Origin of the sequence: Nocardia arizonensis (assembly GCF_001310275.1) — a bacterium.
Lineage (GTDB): Bacteria > Actinomycetota > Actinomycetes > Mycobacteriales > Mycobacteriaceae > Nocardia > Nocardia arizonensis.
The window spans coordinates 52,614-78,460 of record NZ_LGYZ01000083.1; the positions used below are offsets into that span (position 1 = coordinate 52,614).

General features: G+C 67.9%; 26 protein-coding genes and 3 pseudogenes. 14 read left to right on the forward strand and 15 right to left on the reverse strand.

What is annotated here, in order from left to right:
- Positions 1 to 39: 39 nt before the first annotated feature.
- Complete coding sequence (locus APZ21_RS18300) at positions 40 to 258, reverse strand: type II toxin-antitoxin system VapB family antitoxin (RefSeq protein ID WP_054814547.1); 219 nt, start codon at positions 256 to 258, stop codon at positions 40 to 42.
- A 134-nt stretch (positions 259 to 392) separates the two neighbouring features.
- Between APZ21_RS18300 and APZ21_RS18305 the strand changes: the two genes are divergently transcribed.
- Genes APZ21_RS18305 through APZ21_RS18315 form a run of 3 tightly spaced genes read left to right on the forward strand, consistent with a single transcriptional unit; the run spans position 393 to position 3,647 of the window.
- Complete coding sequence (locus APZ21_RS18305) at positions 393 to 1,853, forward strand: class I SAM-dependent DNA methyltransferase (protein WP_054814643.1); 1,461 nt, start codon at positions 393 to 395, stop codon at positions 1,851 to 1,853.
- Positions 1,850 to 2,986 carry a restriction endonuclease subunit S domain-containing protein gene (locus APZ21_RS18310; RefSeq protein WP_054814548.1) on the forward strand — a complete coding sequence of 379 codons (1,137 nt, stop codon included), beginning with the start codon at positions 1,850 to 1,852 and terminating at the stop codon, positions 2,984 to 2,986. The genes APZ21_RS18305 and APZ21_RS18310 overlap by 4 nt, the downstream gene beginning before the upstream one ends.
- A 43-nt stretch (positions 2,987 to 3,029) precedes the next feature.
- Positions 3,030 to 3,647: a TetR/AcrR family transcriptional regulator gene (locus tag APZ21_RS18315; RefSeq protein ID WP_054814549.1), complete on the forward strand. Its 618-nt coding sequence runs from the start codon at positions 3,030 to 3,032 to the stop codon at positions 3,645 to 3,647.
- Between the two features lie 22 nt (positions 3,648 to 3,669).
- Here APZ21_RS18315 and nrdE read toward each other — a convergent pair.
- The 6 genes and pseudogenes from nrdE to APZ21_RS18335 form a co-directional block, all read right to left on the reverse strand.
- Positions 3,670 to 5,286, reverse strand: a pseudogene (nrdE, locus tag APZ21_RS36365) (class 1b ribonucleoside-diphosphate reductase subunit alpha); the annotation flags it as partial.
- A 24-nt stretch (positions 5,287 to 5,310) separates the two neighbouring features.
- Positions 5,311 to 6,435: pseudogene (locus tag APZ21_RS36370) on the reverse strand (Hint domain-containing protein); the annotation flags it as partial.
- Positions 6,424 to 7,005 (reverse strand): annotated as a pseudogene (locus APZ21_RS36375) (ribonucleotide reductase N-terminal alpha domain-containing protein); the annotation flags it as partial. The pseudogenes APZ21_RS36370 and APZ21_RS36375, both read right to left, overlap by 12 nt.
- Complete coding sequence (gene nrdI / locus APZ21_RS18325) at positions 6,960 to 7,415, reverse strand: class Ib ribonucleoside-diphosphate reductase assembly flavoprotein NrdI (RefSeq protein ID WP_054814551.1); 456 nt, start codon at positions 7,413 to 7,415, stop codon at positions 6,960 to 6,962. The gene nrdI and the pseudogene APZ21_RS36375, both read right to left, overlap by 46 nt.
- A gap of 43 nt (positions 7,416 to 7,458) precedes the next feature.
- Positions 7,459 to 7,692, reverse strand: coding sequence for a glutaredoxin-like protein NrdH (gene nrdH, locus APZ21_RS18330; RefSeq protein ID WP_054814552.1), 234 nt, complete (start codon positions 7,690 to 7,692; stop codon positions 7,459 to 7,461).
- 514 nt (positions 7,693 to 8,206) lie between these two features.
- Positions 8,207 to 8,776, reverse strand: a complete 570-nt coding sequence (locus APZ21_RS18335; RefSeq protein ID WP_054814553.1) for an NAD(P)H-dependent oxidoreductase — start codon at positions 8,774 to 8,776, stop codon at positions 8,207 to 8,209.
- Positions 8,777 to 8,870: 94 nt separating this feature from the next.
- On the opposite strand from APZ21_RS18335, the gene APZ21_RS18340 reads away from it, so the two are divergent.
- Together APZ21_RS18340 and nadE are read left to right on the forward strand one after the other, a co-directional pair.
- Positions 8,871 to 9,632, forward strand: a complete 762-nt coding sequence (locus tag APZ21_RS18340) for a TetR/AcrR family transcriptional regulator (protein WP_239476702.1) — start codon at positions 8,871 to 8,873, stop codon at positions 9,630 to 9,632.
- Positions 9,633 to 9,638: 6 nt separating this feature from the next.
- Entirely contained in the window at positions 9,639 to 10,490 is an 852-nt protein-coding gene (gene nadE, locus APZ21_RS18345) for an ammonia-dependent NAD(+) synthetase (RefSeq protein ID WP_054814554.1), read from the forward strand.
- A 42-nt stretch (positions 10,491 to 10,532) separates the two neighbouring features.
- On the opposite strand, the gene APZ21_RS18350 is transcribed toward nadE, so the two are convergent.
- Positions 10,533 to 10,775, reverse strand: a complete 243-nt coding sequence (locus tag APZ21_RS18350) for a MoaD/ThiS family protein (RefSeq protein ID WP_054814555.1) — start codon at positions 10,773 to 10,775, stop codon at positions 10,533 to 10,535.
- Positions 10,768 to 11,826: a GTP 3',8-cyclase MoaA gene (moaA, locus tag APZ21_RS18355; RefSeq protein ID WP_054814556.1), complete on the reverse strand. Its 1,059-nt coding sequence runs from the start codon at positions 11,824 to 11,826 to the stop codon at positions 10,768 to 10,770. Before moaA ends, APZ21_RS18350 begins: the two co-directional genes overlap by 8 nt.
- A gap of 153 nt (positions 11,827 to 11,979) precedes the next feature.
- On the opposite strand from moaA, the gene APZ21_RS18360 reads away from it, so the two are divergent.
- The 4 genes from APZ21_RS18360 to APZ21_RS18375 all read left to right on the forward strand — a co-directional run bounded on the left by APZ21_RS18360 (position 11,980) and on the right by APZ21_RS18375 (position 15,789).
- On the forward strand, positions 11,980 to 13,188 hold the full coding sequence (locus tag APZ21_RS18360; protein ID WP_082393223.1) for a molybdopterin molybdotransferase MoeA: 1,209 nt from the start codon (positions 11,980 to 11,982) through the stop codon (positions 13,186 to 13,188).
- Positions 13,189 to 13,230: 42 nt separating this feature from the next.
- A complete protein-coding gene (gene moaCB / locus APZ21_RS18365; protein WP_054814557.1) occupies positions 13,231 to 14,262 on the forward strand; it encodes a bifunctional molybdenum cofactor biosynthesis protein MoaC/MoaB in 1,032 nt (343 codons plus the stop codon).
- Entirely contained in the window at positions 14,249 to 14,689 is a 441-nt protein-coding gene (locus APZ21_RS18370) for a molybdenum cofactor biosynthesis protein MoaE (RefSeq protein WP_054814558.1), read from the forward strand. Before moaCB ends, APZ21_RS18370 begins: the two co-directional genes overlap by 14 nt.
- Positions 14,690 to 14,781: 92 nt before the next feature.
- The gene (locus APZ21_RS18375) at positions 14,782 to 15,789 is read left to right on the forward strand and encodes an AraC family transcriptional regulator ligand-binding domain-containing protein (RefSeq protein ID WP_054814559.1); all 1,008 of its coding nucleotides are present in this window, start codon (positions 14,782 to 14,784) and stop codon (positions 15,787 to 15,789) included.
- 17 nt (positions 15,790 to 15,806) lie between these two features.
- Here APZ21_RS18375 and APZ21_RS18380 read toward each other — a convergent pair whose 3' ends face one another.
- The 4 genes from APZ21_RS18380 to APZ21_RS18395 form a co-directional block, all read right to left on the reverse strand.
- Entirely contained in the window at positions 15,807 to 16,004 is a 198-nt protein-coding gene (locus tag APZ21_RS18380; protein ID WP_054814560.1) for a hypothetical protein, read from the reverse strand.
- A gap of 203 nt (positions 16,005 to 16,207) precedes the next feature.
- On the reverse strand, positions 16,208 to 17,239 hold the full coding sequence (locus APZ21_RS18385; protein WP_054814646.1) for a CobW family GTP-binding protein: 1,032 nt from the start codon (positions 17,237 to 17,239) through the stop codon (positions 16,208 to 16,210).
- 41 nt (positions 17,240 to 17,280) lie between these two features.
- Positions 17,281 to 18,372 (reverse strand): N-acetylmuramoyl-L-alanine amidase, encoded by a 1,092-nt coding sequence (locus APZ21_RS18390; protein ID WP_054814561.1) that lies wholly within the window; start codon positions 18,370 to 18,372, stop codon positions 17,281 to 17,283.
- Between the two features lie 176 nt (positions 18,373 to 18,548).
- Positions 18,549 to 19,070, reverse strand: coding sequence for a sigma-70 family RNA polymerase sigma factor (locus tag APZ21_RS18395; protein WP_239476703.1), 522 nt, complete (start codon positions 19,068 to 19,070; stop codon positions 18,549 to 18,551).
- A gap of 167 nt (positions 19,071 to 19,237) precedes the next feature.
- Here APZ21_RS18395 and APZ21_RS18400 point away from each other — a divergent pair, with 167 nt between their 5' ends.
- Entirely contained in the window at positions 19,238 to 19,987 is a 750-nt protein-coding gene (locus APZ21_RS18400; protein ID WP_054814562.1) for an SDR family oxidoreductase, read from the forward strand.
- A gap of 136 nt (positions 19,988 to 20,123) precedes the next feature.
- Here the strand turns inward: APZ21_RS18400 and APZ21_RS18405 are convergent, their stop codons facing one another.
- The gene (locus APZ21_RS18405) at positions 20,124 to 20,981 is read right to left on the reverse strand and encodes a cyclopropane mycolic acid synthase family methyltransferase (protein ID WP_054814563.1); all 858 of its coding nucleotides are present in this window, start codon (positions 20,979 to 20,981) and stop codon (positions 20,124 to 20,126) included.
- Between the two features lie 418 nt (positions 20,982 to 21,399).
- Between APZ21_RS18405 and rho the strand changes: the two genes are divergently transcribed.
- Positions 21,400 to 22,566, forward strand: coding sequence for a transcription termination factor Rho (rho, locus tag APZ21_RS18410; RefSeq protein ID WP_054814564.1), 1,167 nt, complete (start codon positions 21,400 to 21,402; stop codon positions 22,564 to 22,566).
- A 371-nt stretch (positions 22,567 to 22,937) separates the two neighbouring features.
- On the forward strand, positions 22,938 to 23,372 hold the full coding sequence (locus tag APZ21_RS18415) for a hypothetical protein (protein WP_054814565.1): 435 nt from the start codon (positions 22,938 to 22,940) through the stop codon (positions 23,370 to 23,372).
- Between the two features lie 72 nt (positions 23,373 to 23,444).
- Here APZ21_RS18415 and APZ21_RS18420 read toward each other — a convergent pair whose 3' ends face one another.
- A complete protein-coding gene (locus APZ21_RS18420; protein ID WP_054814648.1) occupies positions 23,445 to 24,065 on the reverse strand; it encodes a TetR/AcrR family transcriptional regulator in 621 nt (206 codons plus the stop codon).
- 174 nt (positions 24,066 to 24,239) lie between these two features.
- Here APZ21_RS18420 and APZ21_RS18425 point away from each other — a divergent pair, with 174 nt between their 5' ends.
- Complete coding sequence (locus APZ21_RS18425) at positions 24,240 to 25,529, forward strand: oxygenase MpaB family protein (protein ID WP_371852389.1); 1,290 nt, start codon at positions 24,240 to 24,242, stop codon at positions 25,527 to 25,529.
- A complete protein-coding gene (locus APZ21_RS18430; protein WP_156371166.1) occupies positions 25,526 to 25,837 on the forward strand; it encodes a 2Fe-2S iron-sulfur cluster binding domain-containing protein in 312 nt (103 codons plus the stop codon). The genes APZ21_RS18425 and APZ21_RS18430 overlap by 4 nt, the downstream gene beginning before the upstream one ends.
- Positions 25,838 to 25,847: the final 10 nt, after the last annotated feature.

Here is a 25,847-nt window from a genome sequence, read left to right on the forward strand (position 1 = left end):
GATCGTACCGTGGTCCGTCGCCGGCGGACCACGGTGCGGTCAGCGCCAGGCCGGTCTCTTGCGCCAGCGGTCGGCAGTGTCGTCGGTGATGCGCTCGTTGGAGCGGACCATCACCCGCTCCAGCACCGCCATTCGCTGACGTTGCACCAGGACCTCGCGCAGCGCCGTACGCACCGTATCCTCCGGTGTATCGGTGCCGAGCAGCGCGCCGACCACCGCCAGCACCGCGTCGTCCACCTCGACTGTCACCTCGGACATTTCAGCACCTCCCGAACACCGCCCCCCTTGAATCGTAAGTGGTCCTGCACTCGCGCAGAACCCGACGGCCCTTCCGAACGGCAGGATTATCGGTGCGCTGCCCGCGCGCGGCCCGGTCCGATACGCTCGCCACGATGATCACCGGGGAATTGCGGAACAGGATCGACCGGCTGTGGTACGCCTTCTGGTCGGGTGGGATCTCCAACCCGCTTGAGGTCGTGGATCAGATCACCTACCTCATGTTCCTGCGCCGACTCGACGAGTTCGGCGGCGCGGTGGCGCGCACCCCGGACTTCGAGCGGCTGCGGTGGTCGACGCTGCCGCGGTCGAATCCGGCGCAGTTGTTCGCGATCGTGCGCGAGGAAGTGTTTCCGTGGCTGCGCGGACTCGGCGGCGCCGACTCCGCCTACGCCGAGTACATGCGGGCGGCCCGGTGCACCATTCCGACCCCGGCCCTGCTGGCCAAGGCGGTCGATCTGCTCGACGGCATCCCCTTGGCGGGCGACACCGAGGGCGACCTCTACGAGTACATGCTGTCCAAGATCGCGACGGCCGGTCAGAACGGCCAGTTCCGCACTCCGCGTCATATCGTCGAACTCATGGTCGCCATGCTGGCCCCCGGACCCGACGAGCGGCTGTGCGATCCCGCATGCGGCACGGCGGGTTTCCTCGTCGCAGCCGCCGACCACGTACGCGCGCATCACGGTGCCGCGCTGCTGGACCCGAGGCGACGCGAGCACTTCCACGCCGAGATGTTCCACGGGTTCGACATCGACACCACGATGTTGCGCATCGCCGGGATGAACATGCTCGCCCACGGGGTCGAGCGCCCGCACATCCGCTACCGCGACGCCGTGGCCGACGGCGTCCCGGCCGAGGCGTATTCGATGATCCTGGCCAACCCGCCCTTCGCGGGCAGCATCGACGCCGCGACGGTATCTGGCGAACTGTCGCGTATGGCGCCCACCCGCCGATCCGAACTGCTGTTCCTGGCCCAGGTGCTGCGGTCGTTGCGGACCGGCGGGAAGGCCGCGGTCATCGTGCCCGACGGCGTGCTGTTCGGCGCGAGCCGCGCCCATCGCGCGCTGCGAAGCGCGCTGGTGGAGGAAAACCGGCTCGACGGTGTGGTGAAGCTGCCCGCCGGGGTCTTCAAACCCTACGCGGGGGTGTCGACGGCGATCCTGCTGTTCACCAAGGGCGGCCGGACCGATCGGGTGTGGTTCTACGATGTCGCGGCCGACGGCTACAGCCTCGACGACCGGCGCGCGCCGCTGCTGCCCGCCGACGCGCTCGGCGCGCACCCGCGCGTGCCGCTCACCGCGGCCGAACACGCCGCGAACAATATCCCCGATGTGCTGGCGCGCTGGTCGCGACGCGAGGACACCGAAGGTGACCGCACCCGCGAAGACCGCAGTTTCCGGGTGCCCAAGGCCGATATCGCGGTTCGCGATTACGACCTGTCATTGCACCGCTACCGCGAGATCCCCAGGGCAGCTGTCGAATTCCGCGCATCCGCGGTGATCGTCGCGGAGATCGAAGAACTGGAAACACGGATACAGCAGGGCATTTCACGAATGAAGGAACTGCTGGGATGAGCGGGTGGCCGAGGGTCGCCGTCCTCGACGCCGTCCTCGACGTGACGCCGGGCGGGCGCGGCATTCCCCGGTCGCGCTATCTCGACTCCGGTGCGGTGCCCGTCGTCGACCAGGGCCGGGCACGGATCGCGGGTTACACCGACGATCTCGACCGCGCCTATACCGGACCGCTGCCGGTGCTCGTCTTCGGCGATCACACCCGACTCGTGGACTACGTCGACTTCCGCTTCGCACCCGGCGCCGAAGGGGTCCGGGTGCTGTGCGCCCGGCCCGGTTTCGACACCCGCTACCTGTGCCACGCGCTCGGTGCGCTGCCGCTGCCCGAGGCGGGCTACGCGCGGTACTACAAGTTCCTGAAGGAAGCCGAGCTGCCCGCGCCGCCGCTGCCGACCCAGCGGCGGATCGCCGAACTCCTCGACAGTGTGGAGACTCTCAGGGCAGAGCGGACCACCTCGCTGGAACTCGCCGAAGAGCTCGTCCGGTCGGTGTTCTACGAGACCTTCGGTCCCGAGCTCGAATGGCCGCTCGTGAGCCTCGAGTCGGTCGCCCGATTCCATTCCGGCACAACCCTTCCGGTCGGCGCGGCGTTCACCGGACAACCCTCCGGTCATCTGCTGCTCAAGGTCGCGGACCTGACCGCCGAGGGCAACGACCTCGAAATCGCCACCGCCCGAAGCTGGTCGGCGACCCCCGGCACCCGTGCCGCGAGTTGTCCCGCGGGATGCGTCGTGTTCCCCAAGCGAGGCGGCGCCATCGCTACCAACAAGAAGCGCCTGACCGTGCGACCGGCCGTCCTCGATCCCAACCTCATGGCGATCCGGCCGCACGGCGTCGAATTGCGGTATCTGTTCGAATGGTTGCGCGGACTCGACCTGCTGACCCTGGCCACCGGCAGTTCGGTCCCGCAGATCAACAAGAAGGATCTCGCCCCGCTCCTGGTTCCCATTCCGCCGCGCGAACTCCAGCGCGCCTTCGCGCGGCGCGCGGAGATCCTCTACGCCCGATGCCGGACGCTGCGGGCTCAGCTGAGCGAATTCGACGCACTGGCCGCGACCCTTCGGCACCGCTTCTTCGGGGCCGAGCGAAGTTCGCCCTCGCGACCCGAACCGGCCGATCGGTACAGCAGCGGGTGATGTCGATCGTGATGCGCACGGCCCTCGATGCGAGGATCACAAGGTGAACGGACCCAAGTTGTGGCGCGGCCGGACTCTGCACGACAGATCGGCCGGCCGGCGCGAACAACTGCTCGCCGTGGCACTGGACCTGCTCGGAACCGAGGGTTCGGCCGCGGTGACGATGCGCGCGGTGATCCGGCTCGCGAACCTGAGCCCGCGCTACTTCTACGAGAGTTTCGACAACCGGGACGCGCTGGTCACCGCCGTCTACGACCGGGTCGAAGCGGATCTGCTCGATCGACTGCACACTGTCGCCGCCACCGGCGACCCGCGCGACACCGCGCGCGCGGCGCTCAATATCTGCGCCGACTACTTCGAGGAGGACCCCCGACGGGCCCGGGTGTTGCTGCGCGAACCGCTCACCGACGAGACCTTGCGCGGGCACAGCGCACCGCGCGGCCCCGCCTTCCTGCGCGCGCTCACCCCGCTTCTCGGGCCAGACGCCGAAACTCTGTTCTCCGGCGGTCAGGAACGCCTCGCGCTCGTCGGGACCGCGGTCGCGGGCGCGCTCATCGCCCTCTATCTCGATTGGGTCGACGGACGGCTCACCGTGAGCCGAGACCGCCTGGTCGACACGGCCGTCGACGTGGTGCTGTCACTGCTCAACACCCGTCCGTGAACGACCCGGCGCTCGGCTCGCCTCACAGCATGCAGCTGACGCAGCCCTCGACCTCCGTGCCCTCCAGCGCCATCTGGCGCAGGCGAATGTAGTAGAGGGTCTTGATGCCCTTGCGCCAGGCGTAGATCTGGGCCTTGTTCAGATCGCGGGTGGTGGCGGTGTCCTTGAAGAACAGCGTCAGCGACAGACCCTGATCGACGTGCTGGGTGGCCGCGGCGTACGTGTCGACTATCTTCTCGTAGCCGATCTCGTAGGCGTCCTGGTAGAACTCCAGATTGTCGTTGGTCATATAGGGCGCCGGATAGTAGACGCGACCGATCTTGCCTTCCTTGCGGATCTCGATCTTCGACGCCACCGGGTGGATGGAACTGGTGGAGTGGTTGATGTAGGAGATCGATCCGGTCGGCGGCACCGCCTGGAGGTTCTGGTTGTAGATGCCGTGCTCCATGACCGACGCCTTCAGCTCGCGCCAGTCGTCCTGAGTCGGGATGCGCACTCCCGCGTCGGCGAACAGCTGCCGCACCCGCTCGGTCTCGGGCTCCCACACCTGTTCGGTGTACTTGTCGAAGTACTCACCGCTGGCGTACTTCGACTCCGGGAATCCGCCGAACCAGGCGCCGCGCTCGATCGCGATCCGGTTGGAGGCCCGAAGTGCGTGGTAGACAACGGTATAGAAATAGATGTTGGTGAAGTCGACGCCCTCGGCTGACCCGTAGTGCACCCGTTCACGGGCCAGATACCCGTGCAGATTCATCTGGCCGAGGCCGATCGCGTGCGACTGGTTGTTGCCCTGCTCGATGGAGGGCACCGAATAGATGTGGGTCTGGTCCGACACCGCGGTCAGCGCGCGGATGGCCACCTCGATGGTGCCCGCGAAATCCGGCGAGTCCATCGTCTTGGCGATATTGAGCGAGCCGAGATTGCACGAGATGTCCTTGCCCACTTTGGCGTAGGACAGGTCGTCGTTGAACTCCGAGGGCGTGGAGACCTGGAGGATCTCCGAGCACAGATTCGAATGGGTGATCTTGCCCGCTATCGGATTCGCCCGATTCACGGTGTCCTCGAACATGATGTACGGATAGCCCGATTCGAACTGCAATTCGGCGATGGTCTGGAAGAACTCGCGCGCCTTGATCTTCGACTTGCGAATCCGCTTGTCGTCGACCATCTCGTGGTACTTCTCGGTGACATCGATATCGGCGAACGGCTTGCCGTAGATGCGCTCCACGTCGTAGGGCGAGAACAGGTACATGTCCTCGTTCTTCTTCGCCAGTTCGAAGGTGATGTCGGGAATCACCACGCCGAGCGAGAGGGTCTTGATGCGGATCTTCTCGTCGGCGTTCTCGCGCTTGGTGTCGAGGAAGCGGTAGATGTCCGGGTGGTGGGCGTGCAGGTACACCGCGCCCGCGCCCTGGCGCGCGCCGAGCTGATTGGCGTAGGAGAACGAGTCCTCGAGCAGCTTCATGATCGGGATGACGCCGGAGGACTGGTTCTCGATGCGCTTGATCGGCGCGCCGTGTTCGCGAATGTTGCTGAGCAGCAACGCTACTCCACCACCGCGCTTGGACAACTGCAACGCCGAATTGATCGACCGCCCGATGGACTCCATATTGTCCTCGATGCGCAGGAGGAAACAATTGTGCACCACGGTCCCACGAATGGTGTAGGTATGCGTCCCCTCGACGTGCAGGTTGTAGACCGTCTCCGGTGTCTGGTCGGTACGTGCGATTTCGCGGATGCCATAGACATGACGACCGTGTACCACCTGGTATGTGGCGCGCGTCGTCCCCTTGCGGCCCACATAGTTGTGCAGATTCGTGCCGACATCGAAGATGAACTCTTCGTTCGTACCGGGCAAGCCCGGGACGAACAGTTGGCCTGTCGGGTTCCCCGCCTGGTTCATGTACCGGCGCACTGTCGAAACGACGCCCAGGCGTCGGAGAATCAACTGCACCTGGTCCACCAGATCCGGATTCACCAGATCCAGGGCCAACCCGCCGGTGGTGCAGCAGCCGGCCCCCCGGAAGAGTCCGGCCAGTAGCCCACGCTGAAACTCCGCATCGGCGGTCAGCACATCGGGGGCCAGCCGCTTCGTGCTGTAGCCGGTACCCGCCAACGAGAGCATCAGCGACGACACGCTCTCGCTGTCGCAGACCATGCGCACGGAGTTGTCCGACTGGTTCGAACGCACCGAGAGTTCCGTCGCGAATACTCGCTTGAACGCGGCGGAAAGTTCTTCCTGTAAAGCGAACTCGTGCGCGCCGAGAGTGAAATTGACAACTTTCGGAGTCACCGCGCCCTCGGTGGTCGAACGTTCGGATACGTGCCCCTCGGCGACGTACCGGCCGACGACGAGACCGAGATCGTAGGACTCCTCCACGTGGCGATCGACCGAGACGCCTTCCCCGACGTACTCCGTCAAGTCGTGTATACGGCGGTCGCGGGCGGCCAGCGGCGCGACGGTGACGATGAAATCAGAGGGGTGGACATCCCGAGCGGCCAGCCACACGAATCCGTTGAACGGATCGGCGCCATCGCCGTCGATCAGCGTATCCACATCGCGGGTCGTCCACACGAGAATCGGGTGCTCGGGGGTGCACCGAATGGGCTCCATGTGCCCGAAGTGCGAAATCGACACCAGGGCCTGGTCGTTCGGATTCTCTACGATGGCTTCCACCGCCGCGTACGAACCGTCGTGCGAGAGCACCCTGTCGCCGGGGCGCAATGTCTCGATCGCCCGCGGACCCGTCTCGGTATCCACCGGAGTCCCCGCCGGGAAGCAGGACACCGGCTCGCCGCGCTGCTTCTTGCCCGAGTTGAGGAAGGTCGGGGTCGCGGGCTGGAACCGTCCGTCGATGATCTCCTCGACCAGGCGAGTCGCCAGGGTCTCGTCGCCCGCGGCCAGGGTCAGCGCGACCATGACCACGCGATCCTCGAACCGCTCCAGATAGCGCTTACCGTCGAAGGTCTTGAGCGTGTAGGAGGTGTAGTACTTGAACGCGCCGAGGAAGGTGGGGAACCGGAACTTCTTGGCGTAGGCATGCTTGAACAGCCGCTTGATGAACGACCGGTCGTAGCGCTCGAGTACCTCGGCCTCGTAGTAGTTCTCCTCGACCAGATAGTCCAGCTTCTCCTCCAGGTTGTGGAAGAAGACGGTGTTCTGGTTGACGTGCTGGAGGAAGTACTGGTGCGCGGCCTCGCGGTCCTTGTCGAACTGGATCTCGCCGTTGGGCCCGTACAGGTTCAACATCGCGTTGAGGGCGTGGTAATCGAGTACCTCGCCGGACTCGGCGGCCCGGCCCGCGGGCTGCTCTAGACGAGCTGACTTTCCCGTCGGCGCTGTTGTTGCTGTTGCCAAAACAATCCCAATCCCTCTCGGACGCGCTCGACGTCCTGCGCGGTTCCCATCAGTTCGAAGCGGTACAGGTACGGCACCCCGCATTTGCGCGAGATGACCTCTCCCGCAAAGCAATAGGTATCACCGAAGTTCGTGTTGCCCGCGGCGATGACCCCGCGCAGGAGTGCGCGGTTGTGCGGGTCGTTGAGGAACTTGGCGACCTGGCGCGGTACGAAATCCTTATCGGATCGATCTCCCCCGAGCACGTGCCGACCGCCGCCGTAGGTGGGCACGATCAGCACGTACGGTTCGTCCACACGCAGCGAATCGGCGGTGTGCAGCGGTATGCGAGCGGCCGGGACTCCCAGCTTCTCCACGAAACGGTGCGTGTTCCGCGAGGCGCTGGAGAAGTAGACCAGCGATTCGGTCATACGCGCTACCTCCCCTCCCCCGTTCGGCGGACGATACGGGCGATCAGGCCGCCGCGGTCGCGAGGGACTTGATGCGGTCGGGCCGGAAGCCGGACCAGTGCTGCTCACCGGCGACTACCACCGGAGCCTGGAGATAACCCAGCGCCATGACATAGTCGCGCGCCTCGTCGTCGACGGAGATGTCGACGACTTCGTAGTCCACCCCGACCTTGTCGAGCGCCTTGTAGGTGGCATTGCACTGGACGCAAGCGGGCTTGGTGTACACGGTGACGGTCATTGATCCCTCTCTCCTATGCCTGATCCACAGCCTGTGGTCCGTATGCCGATCGTTCCGAGCGGCCTCGGGGCCGCTGGCGATACATGCTCCGACGTACGCTGCGCAAACTCCTGGATCCGGTGCGGAAACCCCTGATCAGCCCTGCGGGGCCGGCTCCTCTGAGCGATGACTCCGTGCCGTCTTCCAGTGAGCAAGACACTACACCTAGTGGCCGACAGATTCCTACAACACGAGATGTTGCGAGTCACATGGGTGAAATTCCGGCGCGGTAAGTACCAGGACACTCGACTCGCAACCGACCACGGCCGTGTCGGAGATCACAATTTCGCACCGTAGCGTCTTCCCAGCAAACACAGGTGTCACATCCGCAACGCCAATCCCTTCCGCAGTACTTCGGAACAGCGGGCACACGAGACCGCCCCCGTACCGAATCGGCCTTGGGTTCACGCGGTCGTCGCAACACTCTCGATTCTGAGAGGTTGCGGCGACCGTGTCGTTTTCGGAGAGCGTGGCGTCAGGCGGATACCAGCGACTGACCCGCGGCGCGCACGAGTTCGGCGACCGCGCCGGACAGCTGGTTCAGCACCTCGGCGTCCTCGCGCGGATGCACCTGCGCGAAGCGCTCGCCGACCGCGCCGAAGTGCACATGCGCGGCCTCGATGACATTCGCGCCCGCGATGCCGACCGCCTTGACCGTGTCGCCGTGCGCCCACTTGGCGGCGTTCGGGCTGAGCGACGCACTGAGCACCGCGACCGGACGGCCGCCGAGCGCGCCGGCGCCATAGGGACGCGACGCCCAGTCGATGGCGTTCTTCAGCACCGCGGTGGTGGTGCCGTTGTACTCGGGGGTGACCAGCAACAGGCCGTCGGCCGCGGCGATCGCGTCGCGCAGGGCCTCGGCCGCGGCGGGCACCGCGCCGGGCACATCGAGGTCCTCGTTGTAGAAGGGGATCTCACCGAGACCCTCGTAAATGGAGATCCGCGCGCCCTCCGGGGCGGCCTCTACCGCGGCCTCGGCCAATTTGCGATTGATGGACGCGGCACGCAGGCTTCCGACGAGGACGAGGATGCGAGGCTGGCTCATGACGACTCCTGATGTACTGATGCGGTATCCGACCTTTCATCAGCACTAACCGGACCGCGGTCCGATTACATTCCTCGGAAAGTCAGAGAGAACTGTGACGTACAGCACACCACCGTCGAGCGGACCCGAGCCCGAGCGCCCGCTACTCGGGGTCGGCATGTCGCCGGGGACCGCCGGAACACTCGGGATCGGCGAGACGGCGGAGACCGGCAAGACGACGCGACCCGGCAAGACGCCCGGGACGGGGCGCAAGACACTGCCGGGCACGGAGGAACACGTCGAGCGCGCCGATGCCGCGCGCAACCGCCGCATCCTGCTCGACGCCGCCCAGCAGCTGGTGCGCGAACAGGGTGTCGAGGGTCTGACCATGGACGAGCTCGCCAAACGGGCGGGCGTCGGCAAGGGCACCGTCTTCCGGCGTTTCGGCAATCGCTCCGGCCTGATGCGGGCACTGCTCGACCACTCCGAGCGGAAGTTCCAAGAAGCCTTCATCTTCGGACCGCCCCCACTCGGTCCGGGAGCGCCGCCGCTCGCGCGGCTGATCGCCTTCGGACGGGCGCGGCTGCTCGACATCGAGGTCGAGGGCGAACTGCACCAGGCGGCCGAGATCAGCGAGGCGGGCACGCGATACACCAGCGCGCCCTACAACCTGCTCAAGTCGCACATCGCGATGCTGTTACGCGCCGCCGACACCGACGGTGAACCGGCGCTGATCGCCGACGTGCTGCTGGCCGCGCTCGGCGCACCGCTGGTCATGTACCAGATGCGGCAACTCGGCTACGAGCGCACGCAGATCAGCGACAACTGGGAGAGATTCGTCGCGCTGATCGTCGGGGCCGGTTCGCCAGTAGAGTGAGCTGCCATGGCCAGCGCTACCTCACCTTCCCCGGCATCCGGTGTCCGCGAACAGATCATCGCCGAATTGGGCGTCCAGCCGACGATCGAACCGAAGGTCGAGGTGCGCCGCCGCGTCGAATTCCTCAAGGACTACCTGTGTGCCACGCCCGCACGGGGTTTCGTCCTCGGCGTCAGCGGCGGACAGGACAGCGCGCTGACCGGGCGGCTGTGCCAGCTGGCCGCCGAGGAACTGCGCGCCGACGGTGTCGATGCCACCTTCTTCGCGGTCCGGCTGCCCTACGGCGTGCAGGCCGACGAGATGGACGCCCGCGTCGCGATGAAGTTCATCCAACCCGATCGCTCGGTGGTGGTGAACGTGCGCCCCAGCGCCAACGCGGTCGCAGGCGAGGTCGCCTCGGCGCTGTCGGTCGACAAACTCCGCGATTTCGTGCGCGGCAACGTCAAGGCCCGTGAACGGATGGTGATCCAGTACGCCATCGCCGGACAGGAGAATCTGCTCGTGGTCGGCACCGATCACGCCGCCGAGGCGATCACCGGATTCTTCACCAAATACGGCGACGGCGGTGTGGATCTCACCCCGCTCACCGGACTCACGAAGCGGCAGGGCGCGGCCCTGCTCCAGGAACTCGGCGCGCCGGAGAGCATCTGGTCCAAGGTGCCCACCGCCGATCTCGAGGACGACCGGCCCGCGCTGCCCGACGAGGAGGCGATGGGCCTGCGCTACAGCGAGATCGATGACTATCTCGAGGGCGAGGAGGTCACCGCGGAAGTGGCCGAGCGGCTCGAGACGATCTTCCGCAACACCCGCCACAAGCGCACCGTGCCGGTCACTCCGCTCGACACCTGGTGGCGCTGAGCCACGCCGGGCTCGACGCCGGCGGGTCGCTCCCGGCCCGTGTCACCCGCCGGCGAACGGCGGCAGCACGTCGACACGGCCGGTCAGCGCCGCCGACGGATCGCGGGTCAGCTCGTCGCCGATGAGATAGGCGCACACGCCGAGCATGGTGTCCAGGTCCGGCCCGTAGGTCCCGGCGAGCCTGACCCGCAGATCGGCGACGGTGGCGCCGCTCGGCAGGTCGAGTATCTCGCTGTCCTTGCCAACCGCGTCGGCGATCGCGGCGAAATAGCGGATCTCAACCACCGATGGCTCCCATCGTGCGTTCGGGCGGGACGAAATTCTCGGCATCGATACCGTGCCCCGCCCATTTGTGCCACATCGCGCCGCGCCAGATGGCGGCAAGTTCCTCATCGTCCGCGCCGCCGCGCAGGGCGGCGCGCACATCGAATTCCTCGTCGCTGAACAGGCAGGAGCGCAGCATGCCATCGGCGGTGAGCCGGGTGCGATCGCAGGTGTCGCAGAATTTTCGGGTCACGGTGGCGATCACGCCTACGGTGGCCGGACCTCCGTCGACCGACCAGCGCTCGGCCGGTGCCGAGGGATCGGGCCGTCCCACCTCGGTGAGCTCGAATCGCGCGCCGAGCACCTCGAGCAGTTCGGCGGCGGTCACCATATTGGCGCGCGCCCACTCGTGATCGGCGTCGAGCGGCATCTCCTCGATGAATCGCAGCTCGCAGCCCTCGTCGAGACACCAGCGCAGCAGATCCGCCGCACCCGACAGGGTCTCGCGCATGAGCACCGCGTTCACCTTGACCGGGGCCAGACCGGCCGCGTGCGCGGACTTGATACCCGCCAGCACCGAGTCGAGCCGGTCGCGCCGGGTCAGGCGGGCGAAGCCGAGACGGTCGACGGTGTCGAGGGAGACATTGACCCGGCTCAGACCGGCCCGCGCCAGATCGTGAGCGCGATGCGCCAAACCGACGCCATTGGTCGTCATGGCCAACGGGGTCTGCGGCACCCGCTCGTGACAGCCTGCGACGATCCGTTCCAGCTCCCGCCGCACCAGCGGCTCGCCGCCGGTGAACCTGACCTCGCGCACCCCGAGTTCACGCACCGCGAGCGCGACCAGCCGCACGATCTCATCGACGGTCAGCAGCTCGTGTTTCGGGATCGGCGCGAGACCCTCCTCGGGCATGCAATAGGTGCAGCGCAGCGAGCACTTCTCGGTGATCGACACACGCAGGTCACGGGCGACCCGGCCGTACCGGTCCACAAGGAGCGGCGTATCGGGCCGTCCGTCGAGCGAGGGCATGCCGGATCGGACGGTAGGCATCCCCATATCGACCAGCGTCACAGTCCCATTATGTACACCCCTCGGCCTCGCGATACGAGCACACCGCCGGCGTCGCGTCACACCGGATCTCACATATCGCCATGTCAGGCGGTGAGTTCCAGCCGACACCGCGATGCCGGATCGGCGCGTCGTGCGGGCGATAGGCTGGCCGACATGAACGCTCGGCCCGCCCGCATCTCGGCACGGTCCGTCGACGAGTACCGCGATACCGTCGAGGGGCTGCTGCGGCCATTGGCAGCGCGTCCCCTCGAGGATGTCGCGGTGCCGGCCGCACTGGACCGGCTGCTCGCCGCGGATATGCGATCCCCGGTGGAACTGCCGGTCTTCCGCAATTCCGCCATGGACGGCTACGCGGTGGACGCGGCCTCGGTGCTGGTCACGCCGGTCACGCTGCCGGTGGCGGGCGTGGTCGCCGCGGGCGACGCGGGTCGCGCGCCGCTGCCCCCGGGCGCCGCGGTGAAGATCATGACCGGCGCGCCGCTGCCCCCGGGCGCGGACTGCGTGGTCCCGGTGGAGGACACCGAATCCGACGGCGCGACCGTCACCGTGCGGCGCGGGCGATCCACGGGCGAATTCGTGCGCGAACCGGGTACCGACGTGCGGGCGGGCGATTTGCTCGTGCCCGCGGGCACGGCGCTGGCGCCGCGCCACATCGCCGCCCTCGCGGCCGTCGGGCTGGCCGAGGTTCCGGTGTTCGTGCCGGTGCGCGCCGCGGTGATCACCACCGGCGACGAACTCGTGCCTGCCGGAAAACCGTTGCGCCCCGGTCAGATCTACAACTCCAACGGCATAGCGCTCGCGGCGGCGTTGCGCGCCAACGGCGTTGCCGTCACCACGGTCGAGCACAGCACCGACGACCCCGCGGTTCTGCGTGAACTGCTCACCGCCGCGACGCGATCCGCCGATCTGGTGATCACCTCCGGCGGGGTGTCCAAGGGAGATTTCGAAGTGGTCAAGGATGTGCTCGCCCCGCTCGGCGGCGTCTTCGGCTCGGTCGCGATGCAACCGGGCGGTCCACAGGGGCTCACGGTCGTCGACGGGGTGCCGGTGCTGAGTTTCCCGGGCAATCCGGTGAGCACGATGGTCTCCTTCGAGGTGTTCGCCCGGCCGATTCTGCGCGCGCTGAGCGGTTTGGCGCCGGTACCCGACCGGGAGGCGCGCCTGGCCGAACCGGTGCGCTCGCCCGCCGGTCGGCGGCAGTTCCTGCGCGGGCGGCTCACCGACGCGGGCGTGGTCGAATTAGTCTCGGGTCCGGGTTCGCATCTCGTGGCGGGCATGGCCTGGGCCGACGTACTCGTCGACATTCCGGCCGAGGCCACCGAACTGCCCGCGGGCGCCGCCGTCCGTGTGCGCGCGCTGTGACTTCTTCGCGCCGCGGGTACCGACTGTGCCAGGGTGGAAGGTATGAGTGAGTTGTCGCATCTCGACCGCGAGGGCCGGGCCCGGATGGTCGACGTGAGCGCGAAGTCCGACACCACCCGCGTCGCCGTTGCCGCCGGGGAACTACGTACCACCGCCGAGGTGGTGGCCCTGGTCCGCGCCGACGACATGCCCAAGGCCGATGTGCTGTCCACCGCGCGCATCGCGGGCATCGCCGGTGCGAAGAAGACCTCCGAACTCATCCCGCTATGCCATCAGCTCGCGCTGTCGTCGGTGCGGGTGGAATTCGGCTTCACCGCGGACGCCATCACGATCGAGGCGACCGCGAAGACCAAGGGGCCCACCGGTGTCGAGATGGAGGCGCTGACCGCGGTGGCGGTCGCCGGACTCACCCTGCACGACATGGTCAAGGCCGTCGATCCCGCGGCGACGCTCAACGGAGTCAGGCTGCTCGCCAAGGATGGCGGCAAGCACGGACACTGGACCCGCCCCGATACCGCCGACATCCCGCCCGAGCAGAGCCCGCCGGAGGACGATTCCGTCGATCTCGTCGCCGATGGCGACACCGTCCCGGAGATGAGGACGGCGGCCGTCGTGGTCGCCTCCACCGGCGCCGCGGCGGGCATCCGCGCGGACACGACCGGACCGGTTCTCGTGGAATGGCTTACCGGACTGGGCTATTCGGTCCGCGGTCCGCTCGTCTACGCCGATGCCGACATCACCGTCGGAATCGCCGACGCCCTGCATCTGTCGCCCGCGCTGGTCGTCACCACCGGCGGCACCGGCGCCTCCCCCACCGACGCGACCCCCGAGGCGACCCTCGCGGTGCTCGACCGCGAACTCCCCGGCGTCGCCGAGGCGATCCGGCAGCGCGGCACCGCGAAATTCCCGCTCGCCGCGCTCAGCCGCGGGGTGGCCGGATTGGCGGGCGCCTCGGTCGTGGTCAACCTGCCCGGATCACCGGGTGGGGTCGAGGACGGCATGGCCGTCCTCGAGCCACTGTTGGATCACCTGATAGCGCAAGTAGCCGGAGGCGGCAGACATGACAACCCGTGAGGACGCGCTGGTCCGCGTCGCCCGCATCAGCGACCGTCCACTCGACCCCGCCGAAGCGGAGGCCGCGGTCACCGGTCCCGAACACGGCGCGGTGGTCGTCTTCACCGGCAAGGTGCGCGACCACGACGGCGGACAGGCGGTGTCGGCGCTGGAGTACTCCGCCCATCCCCGGGCGGACCGGTTCCTGCGGACCTGCTGCTCCGAGGTCGCCGCGGCCTCGGGTCTGCCGGTTGCGGCCGTGCACCGGGTGGGCCCGTTGACCATCGGCGATCTTGCCATTGTGGTCGCGGTGGCCGCGCCGCATCGGGCCGAGGCATTCGGCGTCTGCGCCGAATTGGTCGATCGCATCAAACTCGAGGTGCCGATCTGGAAACGCCAGTTGTTCGCCGATGGACTGTCCGAATGGGTCAATGCCTGTGGGCATTAACCATTCCGTGACGTGATTCCAATGACGAATCAAAACGACCGGGCTAGCGTTCTCGCCCGAAGTGTTCATCCGGTTGTGCTGCAGGAGGACGCGTGGGAACCGATCAAGTGCTGCTGCATCGTTTCGTCATCTCGCAGCTCAGCGCGGCCGGGCTGGATCGGGACACGTTGATTCGGGAGACCGGTCTACCGGAATGGACGATGTCGGGCGACGACGTGCACCTGCCGTCGGAGACCTTCTCGCGGCTGTGGGAATTGGGCGAACACGGTCTGGGCGACCCGAATGTCGCGCTGGAAGTGGCCCGTCGCTACGAATTGCCCAGTCTCGGACTCTACGACTATCTGTTCTCCACCGCGCCCACTCTCGGCGCGGGCTTGGCGACCTGCGGGCCCTATGTCGCCGCCGTCACCACCAATCACCGCTTCGACCTGGTCACCGACAACGAATACGAGACCAGTCTGCGCCTCGAGATGATCGAGGGCGAGGGGCGCGGTCGGGATCTGACCCAGCTGTGGGGACTGTCGGCCGTGCTGAGCCGCGCGCGCCGAGCGCTCGAGGGTCCGCTCGCGCCGGTGCGGGTCTCGCTGCGCCAACACGCACCGCGGTGCTATGACACCTTCGTGGACGTCTTCGGCACCGCCGACATCACCTTCGAGGCCGATCTGGACGCCATGACCTTCCGCAGTAGCGATCTGGATCGCCCGCTGACCACCGCCGATCCCGTACTCGCCGCCATTCTGCGCCCGCTCGCCGATGCGCTGCCGCCACCGCCGCCGCTGGCCACCGCCTGGCCCCGGCGGGTCGCGGACGCCCTCGCCGACACCCTCGCCACCGGTGACGCCTCGCTGGAACGGGTCGCGCGCGGTCTTGCGACCAGCCCGCGCACGCTGCAACGCAGGCTCATGGAGGCGGGCACCACCTGGCGCAAGGAATTGGACCGGGCGCGCGACGCGAGATTGCGCCAGGCGGCGGCGACCGGCCCGCTCAGCCGCGCCCGCCAGGCCCAGCTGCTCGGCTATTCGGATGCGGGGGCGATGCGGCGGGCGGCCAGACGATGGGCCGCCCCCGACAACGCGCACCGCGCCGACCGCTTCGACTGAACGGTTCGGCGGCACGCTCAGACCTTGAGGAAGGTGGCCGCGATCCGCCAGAAGGTCGCGTCCTCGATCGTGCGGAAATCCCAGCTGTCGGCGATATCCCTGGTGGCGGCGACGATCGCGGGTACGTCGAAGTCCTCGCGCGTCGCTGTTCCCTTGGCTTCGAGTGCGGCGATCACATAGGCGGTGGCGCTCTCACAGGTTTCGGTTTCGTACACGGAAACGCTCCCATCGGTCGCAGAACAGCACGGCGATCTCACCTCTCGGGCCCCGACCCGGACTCGACGCGCGGCGCGTGCGCTACCGCGCGGACGCCGACGCGGCGGACCTGCTGTCAGTCTTGTTGTCCGCCTCTGACAGGCAAAGCACCGAACGCGCCGGCTTCGCGCAAACGCGCCAATCTGACATATCTGACGCCTGGTCAGTGCGGGGTGTAGCGCCAGACCCCGAGCATGGTCTGCGGATCGAGGCGCTCGGCGGCGGTGTGCACCGTCTCGCGCAGCCGCCGCAGCGTGGATTCGGGTTCGAGTCCGGCGCCGATGAGCACCAGGCTGGTGGTGCGCGCCTCTCGGCGCGCCCAGCCGCTCGGCTCGAAGACGATATGGCGGCCGACCATGTGGAACAAGAACTTTCGGCGTTCCTCGGCCACCCCGAACGCGGCGAAGCCCTTGGCGCGGAATAGTCCGGCGGGCGGGTCCTCGAGGAAGCCGATGAAGCGGCGCGGATCGAGTTCGCGCTCGCTGGTGAACGACACGCTCGTGTAGTCGTCGTGCAGGTGCCGGTGGCCGTCGTCCTCGTGCTGGTGTTCGGACAGCAACTCGTCGAAGCTCAACTGCTCGGCGACGGTCGGCGCGCTGCGCCGCGGCCGGTCGAACAAGAGACCGGGGTCCATGCGGCCGAAAGCGGTCGCGTACACCGGCACTGTTCCGACGACATCGCCGATCTCGGTTCGCAGCCGGTCCAGATCCTCGGGCGGCAACCGATCGGCCTTGTTGACGACGACCAGGTCGGCCAGGCGCAGATGGGTCACCAGTTCGGGGTGGCGGCGGCGGCTTTCGCGAAACTGCTCCGCGTCGACGACTTCCAGCAGACCGCCGTAGCGGATGCGCGGATTTTCGCTGCTCAGCACCATTCTGATGAGATTGCGCGGTTCGGCAAGACCACTGGCCTCCACCACGATGACGTCGATGCGGGATGTCGGATGCGCGAGACGGTCGAACATCTCGTCGAGTTCGCCGATGTCCACCGCGCAGCAGACGCAGCCGTTGCTCAGCGACACCGTGGCGTCGACCTGACCGGCGACCAACATGGCGTCGATGTTGACGGCGCCGAAATCATTGACCACCACGCCGATCCGGGTGCCGCGGTTGTCCCGGAGCAGATGGTTGAGCAGCGTCGTCTTCCCGGATCCCAGGAATCCGGCGACGATCAGAACAGGTATCCGCTCGGCCACCCGGACCACCCTAGTCGGCGGCCCGGGCGGCGCTCGGCGGCCTACTTGCCGGGTGCGACGAAGGTCGCGGCGAGGGTGTACGCCAGGTTGATCAGTTCGGTGGTGAGCGCGGATCCGTCGCCGCCGAGCACCTTGGCCAGCGGGGCGAGCAGTTCGATGACGCGCGCGGTCGGTGCGCCGGTGCCCCCGGGTACGGACGGTGTGGCGGGCACGGCCTTGCCCGGAACTGCCCGGTAACGCGGCGCCTCGGTCGCGGGCGCAACCTTGCCCGGCGCAGCCTGGTAACGCGGCGCCTCGGTGGCGGGCTCGGTCGCGGGACGGTCACCCGCCGATCCCGAGGTGCCCGCCGGTGTCGCCGAGAGCAGGTAACCGACCAGGCCGGTGGTGATGGCGACCGCGTGCTTCAGCTTGCCGTCGGACGATTCGAGCACCGCGGCGTCTTCGGGATTGGCGCCGTTGCCCATTTCGACGAAGACATTGGGCACCCGGGTCAGCGCGGGCCCGGCGATATCGGCCCGGGTCTGCAAGCCGTCCTGGACGCCCGCGTAGTTCGCGGGCTGGAATCCGGCCTGTACATAGGCGTCGCGCACGGCCTTGGAGGCCGCCAGCCCCGAAGTGGATTGCACCCGGTCGGCCTCGGCGTCGGGGATGGGCAGTTGCGGCACGATGAGGTGGAAACCGTGCGCGGTGGCGGGCGCGCTGTCGGCGTGGATGCTGACGGCGACCGCCGCGCCCGAGGCATTCGCGGCGCGGGCCCGCTCATCGACGCAGGGACCCGAGCCGGTGTCGTCGGGACGGCTCAGCACGACGCGCGCGCCGAGGCTCTCCAGGGCGGTCTTGACCAGCTGGGCCACATCCCAGTTGATGGTGTGTTCGGGGATTCCGTTGAGCGAGGTCATCCCGGTGGTCTGGCAGTCCTTGGTGCCGCCGCGGCCGTTGTCGACCTGCTTGGACAGGTTCTCCGGCGCAATGACCGCCTGATGGCCGGGGTCGACGAAGACGGTGCGGCCCGCGAGGGAATTGGCGGGCGGGTCCGGCGCGGCGAAGGCTACGGCGGGCACGGCGGAGGCGCCGAGCACGACCGCGGCCGCGATGGCGGTGCGAATTCCGGTTCGAATGACGGTTGGCTTCATGTGCGGTGTCGGCGCCCCGGGACGGGGCGCCCCTCCCTTCCCACTAGTAACACCAAACCCAGTGGTTTACTCTCGCAACACCTACACCACGAGGCAAGCCACGTTGCCGAAATGTTACGCCCCCCTCGCGGGTCCATCGTGGCTGATCAGGGCCGATGTCGGCGTGTCGGGACGACTCACGCACCGCGCGGCAGTCTGCGCAGCGACCGCAGGGCATAGTGCACCCGGGTCTTCACCGTGCCGACCGGCACGCCGAGATCGTCGGCGACCTCCTGATAGGCGCGGTCACGCATGATCACCTCGACCACGGCCGCGCGCTGGACCTCCGGCAGCCGCGCGAGCAGGTCGGCGACCAGCAGTCCGTCGACCAGACCGTCGGCGAAATCCGGACTCACACAGCGCGGCTCGGCGCCCTCGCGAATATCGTCCCAACCGGTCTCGCCGGGCCGGACCGCCCGGGCGCGGGACAGGTCGATCAGGACGTTGCGCTCGATGCCGAGCAGCCAGGTCCGCACCGAACCCTTGCTCGCGTCGAAGCGGGCGCAGGACCGCCACGCCCGCAGCAGTGTCTCCTGCACCACCTGTTCGGACGCGCCGCTGTCGCCGAGGCTGCGCATGGCCCGCCAGTACAGCAGCGCCCGATCCTCGGCGAGTACCGCGGCGATGCCGCCGTCGGTACAGAGCCCGGCACAGGACACCCCGCATGGCCGGCGCGGATGCGCGGCGATCGCCCGATGACACCTCACACAGAGATATCGCGGCGGGACCCGTGAATGACATCCTCGCCGCCGAACTTCCCGACGAAAGCCGACGAAACGTTACCCGCGCGTATTGACTCGCGTTCAACAGTCGCTAGGGTCGGTCCATGACGAGGAGCAGGATTCTGATCACCGGCGCCAGCGCCGGACTCGGCGCGCAGATGGCGCGGGATTTCGCGAGTATGGGCCGCGACCTGGCACTGTGCGCGCGGCGACTGGACGCCTTGACCGAGCTGCGCGCCGAGTTGATCGCGAAACATCCGGGGATCGAGGTCGCGGTGCGCGCGCTCGATGTCGATGACCACGCGGCGGTGCCGGGCGTCTTCGGCGAACTGCGCGACGAACTCGGCGGAATCGACCGGGTGATCGTCAACGCGGGCATCGGCAAGGGCGCGCGCATCGGCACCGGCCGCGCCGAGGCCAACCTGGCCACCGCCACCACCAATTTCGTGAGCGCGCTCGCCCAGGTCGAGGCGGCCATGCAGATCTTCCGCGAGCAGAACGCCGGACATCTGGTGCTGATCTCGTCCATGAGCGCGGTGCGCGGCCTGCCCGGCAAGAAGGCCGCCTATTCGGCGAGCAAGGCGGGCCTTGCGACCCTCGGCGAGGCGCTGTCGGTGGAGACCGCGCGCACGCCGATCGCGGTGACCACCCTGCTGCCCGGTTTCATCGCCACCGATATGGCGGCGCGCGCGGGTGACGCGAAACTGGTCGCGCCGTTGGACAAGGGCGTCGCCTCGATGGTGCGGGCCATCGAGAAGGAGCGCGACCGGGCCTGTGTACCGGCCTGGCCGTGGCGGCTGCTCGATATCGTCCTGCCGCGCCTGCCGGGCGCGGTCATCGCCAGAATCAGCTGACGGTAATTCTCGAAGATCCGGTTCGGCGTAACGGAACGCGGTCTACGGCGCCTGATCCGGCACCGCCGAACCGATGCCCGGTGCGTGACTGGTCACGCACCGGGCATCGTCGCATCAGGCGCGCGCCCGGCCGCGCCTACTTGGTGAGGGTGAACTGCATGACGTCGAGCATGCCGCGGCGGAAGCGCTCGGCGCACCCGGTCAGATACCGCATATAGCGGTCGTAGACCTCCTCGGAGGTCAGCCGCACCGCCTCCTCACGCCGCGCCTCGAGCGCCTGCGCCCACAGATCGAGGGTGCGGGCATAGTGCGGTTGCAGCGACTGGATGCGTTCGGTGCCGAGTCCCGCGCAGCCTGCCAACCGGGTCACCTCCGCGGGTCGCGGCAACTGGCCGCCGGGGAATATCTCCCGTCGCACGAAGGTGTGGAAGCGGGCGTCCTCGCGGGTCACCGGAATATTCATGCGGCGCAGGTCGTTGAGCGAATTGCCGATGATGGTGTGCAACAGCATCCGGCCGTCGGACGGCAGGATGCGGAAGCAGCGCTCGAAGAACTCCGTATAGCGCTCGTGCCGGAAATGTTCGAACGCGCCGATGCTGACGATCGCGTCGGCGTGGCCGTCGAACTCCTCCCAGCCCTGGAGTCGCACCTGCGCGTCGTCCAGGCCGCGACGCCGGCTCTCGGCGGTGACGTGATCGTGCTGATTCCGGCTCAGCGTGAGACCGACCGCCCGCACACCGTAACGCTCGACCGCACGGAAGATCGTTGAACCCCAACCACATCCGATATCGAGCAGCACCATGCCGGGCCGCAGGTCGAGTTTGCCAAGCGCCAGATCGATCTTGGCCGCCTGTGCCTGCTCGAGCGACATCTCCGTATGGTCGAAATAGGCGCAGCTGTAGGTCATCGACGGGTCGAGGAACAGCCGGTAGAACTCGTCGGACAGATCGTAATGCGATTGCACATCCTCGTAGAACGGTTTGAGCGCAGCCATGAATGACCTCCTGGTTTGTGACTGGCCACACAGTGATACGAGCGAACGAACTAGCCGGTTCACCATTGCGATGGAAATGCTCGGGCGCTAACCTTGGCCTATCCGGGCATCTGCGGACGCAGTGCCGCCGCGGGCACCGTCCTGAATCGGACACTGTCCCGAATCCGATCCGGTTCCGAAAATCCGATCCGGTCCGAATCCGAAGCGGCCGCAATCCACGCGATCCCGACTGGCGATCCGGGTCCCGTTTCCCGCAGACGCCACATTCTCGCAGGTCACGGTTCTCCGCCGAGCACAGACCCCCGGGCACGGTCGAATCCGCGCCTCGTCGGGTCCGCGCCGCCCGCGACCCTCCGCGCCCCGGCTCGACGCCGGGCAGTTCATCCCGGAATCCACGGACACCTCAGAAAGAAAAGCCATGAAAGACAACACATCCCAGCACGCGATCCACGAGAACCGAGCCACCGGAACGTTTCCGGTGCGCGGGGTGCTCGATACCGCGGGGGCCAACGCGCGGCTACTCGTCGACGGATACCTCCCTGGTCCGCGGGACCTGCACGTGCCGCCTCGCGTCCTACGCGAATATGGTTTGCGTCGAGGCGATTTCGTCGTTGGCATCGCGGGCGCCGCGGCGCGCGGCGATCGTCTCGATCCACTCGTCGCGGTGGAATCGATCAACGGGCAGGCGCCCGACCGGGCCGCGATCCGGCCCAAGTACCTGGATCTGACCCCCGTCCATCCGCGTCATCGTCTGCTCCTGGAGACCGAGGCGCAGGAACTCACCACCCGGGTCACGGATCTGATCATGCCGATCGGCAAGGGACAGCGCGCACTCGTCGTCGCGCCGCCCAAGGCGGGCAAGACATCCGTACTAGCGGCCATCGCGCACGGTGTCGCCAAGAACCACCCGGAATGCGAACTCGTGCTGGTCCTGGTCGGCGAACGACCCGAGGAGGTCACCGATCTCGCGCGCTCCGTGCCCGCCGACGTCGCCGCGGCCACCTTCGACCAACCTCCGAGCGAGCACATCGCCGTCGCCGAACTCGCCCTCGAACGGGCGCAGCGGCTGGTCGAATCCGGGCGCGACGTCGTGGTGCTGCTCGATTCGCTGACCCGACTCGCCCGCGCCTACAACCTGGCCGGATCCGGCTCAGGACGCATCCTCTCCGGCGGTGTGGACGCCGCCGCCCTGCCCCCGCTCAAGCGTTTCCTCGGCGCGGCCCGCGCCATCGAGAACGGCGGGTCCCTCACCCTGGTCGCCACCGCCCTGGTGGAAACCGGATCGCTGGCCGACACGGTGATCTTCGAGGAATGCAAGGGCACCGGCAACGCCGAACTCAAACTCGACCGCGCCACGGCCGCCCGCCGCGTCTTTCCGGCGGTCGACATCGCCCGATCGAGCACCCGCCGCGACGACCTGCTGTGCACTCCCGACGAACTGGCGGCCACCGACCTGCTGCGACGCACGCTCGCGGCAACCGACGCGGCACAGTCCACCGACCTGCTGATCCAGGGTCTGCGGCGCACCCAGACCAACGCCGAATTCCTCGCCCAGCTCTCCCGCCCCCGTCCACCCGCTCTTTAAGCCCTCCTTAAGGGTGTGTCAAGGCCCCCCAGGCATGGTTTGTCTCAGCCCCGGCGGGGCCTGCTCCAGGAGGGGGGAACAGGATCGCCGGGGCGTCCTCATCTCGGACCCGGCCATACGGACTCCCATCCGCGGTCCGCCGCGGGTCGCTGGTACCCGGCTGCGCCGCACGGCGGCCCGACGCGCGCTGCCCGACACGGCGACCGACGCCGCCGACGATCCGTGGACGGTCACCAGGGCTATGATCGCTACCGTTCAGTTCGGCTGAGCCGCGTGAATTCCAGGCCGTTTGTCGGCGGTCACGAAATTCGACGCATCCGCACACCGGCGCACCTCATCGGTGATAGGCAAGGCCCAGCGAAAGGGGCAGTATGACCGTGCACGCCTATCCGACCGACGCGACGACGCCGGTCGACCTCGCCCAGGCCCACCGCATCACCGAGCGGCTCCTGTCCGATCCCGACGACCTCGCGGCCGGAATCACCCGCGTGGTCACCGAATTCGACACCGGGTTCACCGTGGTCGCCGTACGCGGCGCCGCGCCCACCGAGCCCGGCGCGCCCGCACCGCCCACGGTCGGCGGCTCGGTCTGCGTCATCGACAAGGCCACCGGCGCGGTCTCCTACTGGCCCACCTATCCGCCCGCGCTCGTCGCCGAACAGTATTCGGCCATGCTGCGCGCCGGCGGGCTGGTCGTGGCCGAGAACTGGCCCGATCCCGACGAACTCGATACCGGGGAAACCGCCGAGCCCGACCCGGCGACCGATGAGGTCGTCATCGACTATGGGACGCGCGAAGGTCGGTGATCAGCGACGGCCACGGTGCTCGCATTGTGGTCGGATTCGTGTTCGCGCTGCTCAGCGACGTGACACCGTCGCTCACCGGTAACGAAAGTAGTTGACGATCATGCGGGTGAGGCTGTCGATGAAGGTTTCCCGCGGGATATCGGGCCGGTCGAGAATGTACCGGACGGTGAGGTGTTCGGCGATGCGCACGAGCAGCCAGGCCGCGGTCTCGGTATCGGCGTCGCCCGGACGGGTCACCTTGCGCAATGTCAATGCGGTGCGGGTCAACTCGACCATCTGGTGTTCGAAATCGACCACGGTGTCGCCGACGCTGAGTCTCGGGGTCTGCTCGATGACCGCGCGCAGCAGTCCCGGATGGTCACCGAGCGCCTCCAGCAGGACCGAGATGGATTGCCGGACAGCGACTTCCGGTGATGCGGTGAAATTGTCGAGCACATGCGCGCGCACCCGCTCGGCGACCTCGCTCTGATAGCGGTCGATGACCGCGCCGATGATGGCGTCCTTGTTCGGGAAGTACTGATACAACGAGCCGGGGCTGATGCCCGCCGCCTCGGCGATCCGGTTGGTGGACGCGCCGTCGTAGCCGTGGGCGATGAGTACGCGCTGGCCGGCGTCGATGATGCGGCGGACCATCTCGCGGGAGCGTTGCTGGCGAGGAGCCTTGCGCAGTTCGGGGCGGGATTTCGAGGACATGGTCACGCTCGGAACGCGAATTGAATGCGAGTAAATATTCGTGTCACCATGCGATTCATGGTGACACACGAACCGGCCGCGTCCATATCGCCGCAGCCCACACAGGTTTCGGCCGAGGTCGACCCACCCGCGCACGTTCGGGTACACCCCTTCGACTACTACTTCCGTCCGCATATGCCGCTGCGCCCGCCGCCGCCGCGCGCGGTCCCGTCGCGGCTGTGGTTCCCCACCCGGCGCGCCATGTTGTCGCCGTGGCTCGACGTGCGCGAGTCACCCGCGCCGACCCCGCAATCGCGGCTCATGGCCGACCACCTGTGGCAGGGCGACGAACCGATGGACGCGGTGGTCGCGGCCTTCGACCGGGTGGGAACCGCCGCCGGGCGCGCGATGCTCGACCTGGCGCTCGCCCACGGCATCGAATCGGTACCCGACGCACCGCCCGAACTGCGCGCACTGTTCGCCCATCTCGACAACCCGCCGCAGTGGTACGACCCGGACCTGTGGGAACGCGGCCGCCGATGCTGGATCGGCGCCTCCACCTCCGGCAAACTCGCCATGCTCGTCCAGGACTTCATGGGCACCTTCGTCGGCGCCGAGGTCGCCTCGGCGACCGGCGCGACCGGACGTTTCGTCTACGACCCGTACCGTCGGAATCTGGAGACCACCAACTGGTTCCGCACCATGACGGTCACCGGAGCGCTCGAGCGCTTCTCGCCCACCTTCGCCGACACCGTGCGCGTGCGTCTCATGCACTCCCAGGTCCGTGCGGGCCTGCGGAAGTCTTGGGGCACAGAGCATTTCACCGAAAACGGCAATCCCATCTCCAATGCGACCATGATGGGCGCCGCGGTGACCTTCGGCCTGACCCCGCTGCTGTTCGACCACGCGCACGGCCGACGCACGAGCACCGAGGATCTCGACGCGGTCATGCACTACTGGAGTTACATCGCCTATGTCTTCGGCGTCGCCGAGGAGCTGATTCCGCGCACCGCGCTGGAGGGCATGCGCATGGTCGACTACATGGTCGCCACCGCCGGGGTCGCGCCGGAATGGACCGGCAAGATGGCGCGGGCGGCCACCTCGGGTTTCCGGGGCCGCGGTCCGGTGCGGTGGTTCAAAGTCGCCGCCATCGCACCCGCGTTGGGCATGATGGCCTATTTCAGCAGTCCGGGCCTGGTGCGTGAACTCCTGCGCGCCACGCCGCTGCGCCGGGTGCCGCTGCAACCGTGGATCACCCTGGTCGGGCTGGTCGCCGCCGTCGAGGTCCGGTTGCACGCGCTGGTCGACCGGCTGCCCGGCCGCGAACGCCGACTCGCCCGCCGGGCGCGCGGCGACGATCCGGTGTGGCGCCGGCAGGCGCGCATCGCGCGACTGTCGGCGGCGCGCGCGGGAATCCACGGCACCCCCTACGACCACCACGACGGTTCGGCCGTCGGCGGGCTCACCGGGTGCCCGGTCCGATGAGGTGGCGACGCCGTCGGCGGCCGCCGCCCGCGCGGCGGCCCGACCGCCCGCTGATCCTCGAATTGCGCGCCTCCGGCGTGGAACTCGTGGTGCCGCCGCGCTTCACCGCGCTGGAGGCGCTGGAGCGCAACGGCATCGACGTGCCATCCATGTGCCGGGCCGGAATCTGCGGCACCTGCGAAATCGAGCCGCTGGCAGTGGAATTCGCACCCGGTGTGCGCCCGGCCGCACCCGACGAACGGATCGCGCCGGTGCGATTGTGCGTCACCGTCCGCGGGACGATCGCGCGAATGGCACTGGATCTGTGAACGCCGGACG

Coding starts and splice junctions, on each gene's coding strand:
- APZ21_RS18300 (WP_054814547.1), bottom strand. CDS start 258: ATGTCCGAGGTGACAGTCGAGGTGGACGACGCGGTGCTGGCGGTGGTC.
- APZ21_RS18305 (WP_054814643.1), top strand. CDS start 393: ATGATCACCGGGGAATTGCGGAACAGGATCGACCGGCTGTGGTACGCC.
- APZ21_RS18310 (WP_054814548.1), top strand. CDS start 1,850: ATGAGCGGGTGGCCGAGGGTCGCCGTCCTCGACGCCGTCCTCGACGTG.
- nrdI (WP_054814551.1), bottom strand. CDS start 7,415: ATGACCGAATCGCTGGTCTACTTCTCCAGCGCCTCGCGGAACACGCAC.
- nrdH (WP_054814552.1), bottom strand. CDS start 7,692: ATGACCGTCACCGTGTACACCAAGCCCGCTTGCGTCCAGTGCAATGCC.
- APZ21_RS18335 (WP_054814553.1), bottom strand. CDS start 8,776: ATGAGCCAGCCTCGCATCCTCGTCCTCGTCGGAAGCCTGCGTGCCGCG.
- nadE (WP_054814554.1), top strand. CDS start 9,639: ATGGCCAGCGCTACCTCACCTTCCCCGGCATCCGGTGTCCGCGAACAG.
- APZ21_RS18360 (WP_082393223.1), top strand. CDS start 11,980: ATGAACGCTCGGCCCGCCCGCATCTCGGCACGGTCCGTCGACGAGTAC.
- moaCB (WP_054814557.1), top strand. CDS start 13,231: ATGAGTGAGTTGTCGCATCTCGACCGCGAGGGCCGGGCCCGGATGGTC.
- APZ21_RS18370 (WP_054814558.1), top strand. CDS start 14,249: ATGACAACCCGTGAGGACGCGCTGGTCCGCGTCGCCCGCATCAGCGAC.
- APZ21_RS18390 (WP_054814561.1), bottom strand. CDS start 18,372: ATGAAGCCAACCGTCATTCGAACCGGAATTCGCACCGCCATCGCGGCC.
- APZ21_RS18400 (WP_054814562.1), top strand. CDS start 19,238: ATGACGAGGAGCAGGATTCTGATCACCGGCGCCAGCGCCGGACTCGGC.
- APZ21_RS18405 (WP_054814563.1), bottom strand. CDS start 20,981: ATGGCTGCGCTCAAACCGTTCTACGAGGATGTGCAATCGCATTACGAT.
- rho (WP_054814564.1), top strand. CDS start 21,400: ATGAAAGACAACACATCCCAGCACGCGATCCACGAGAACCGAGCCACC.
- APZ21_RS18415 (WP_054814565.1), top strand. CDS start 22,938: ATGACCGTGCACGCCTATCCGACCGACGCGACGACGCCGGTCGACCTC.
- APZ21_RS18420 (WP_054814648.1), bottom strand. CDS start 24,065: ATGTCCTCGAAATCCCGCCCCGAACTGCGCAAGGCTCCTCGCCAGCAA.
- APZ21_RS18425 (WP_371852389.1), top strand. CDS start 24,240: ATGCCGCTGCGCCCGCCGCCGCCGCGCGCGGTCCCGTCGCGGCTGTGG.
- APZ21_RS18430 (WP_156371166.1), top strand. CDS start 25,526: ATGAGGTGGCGACGCCGTCGGCGGCCGCCGCCCGCGCGGCGGCCCGAC.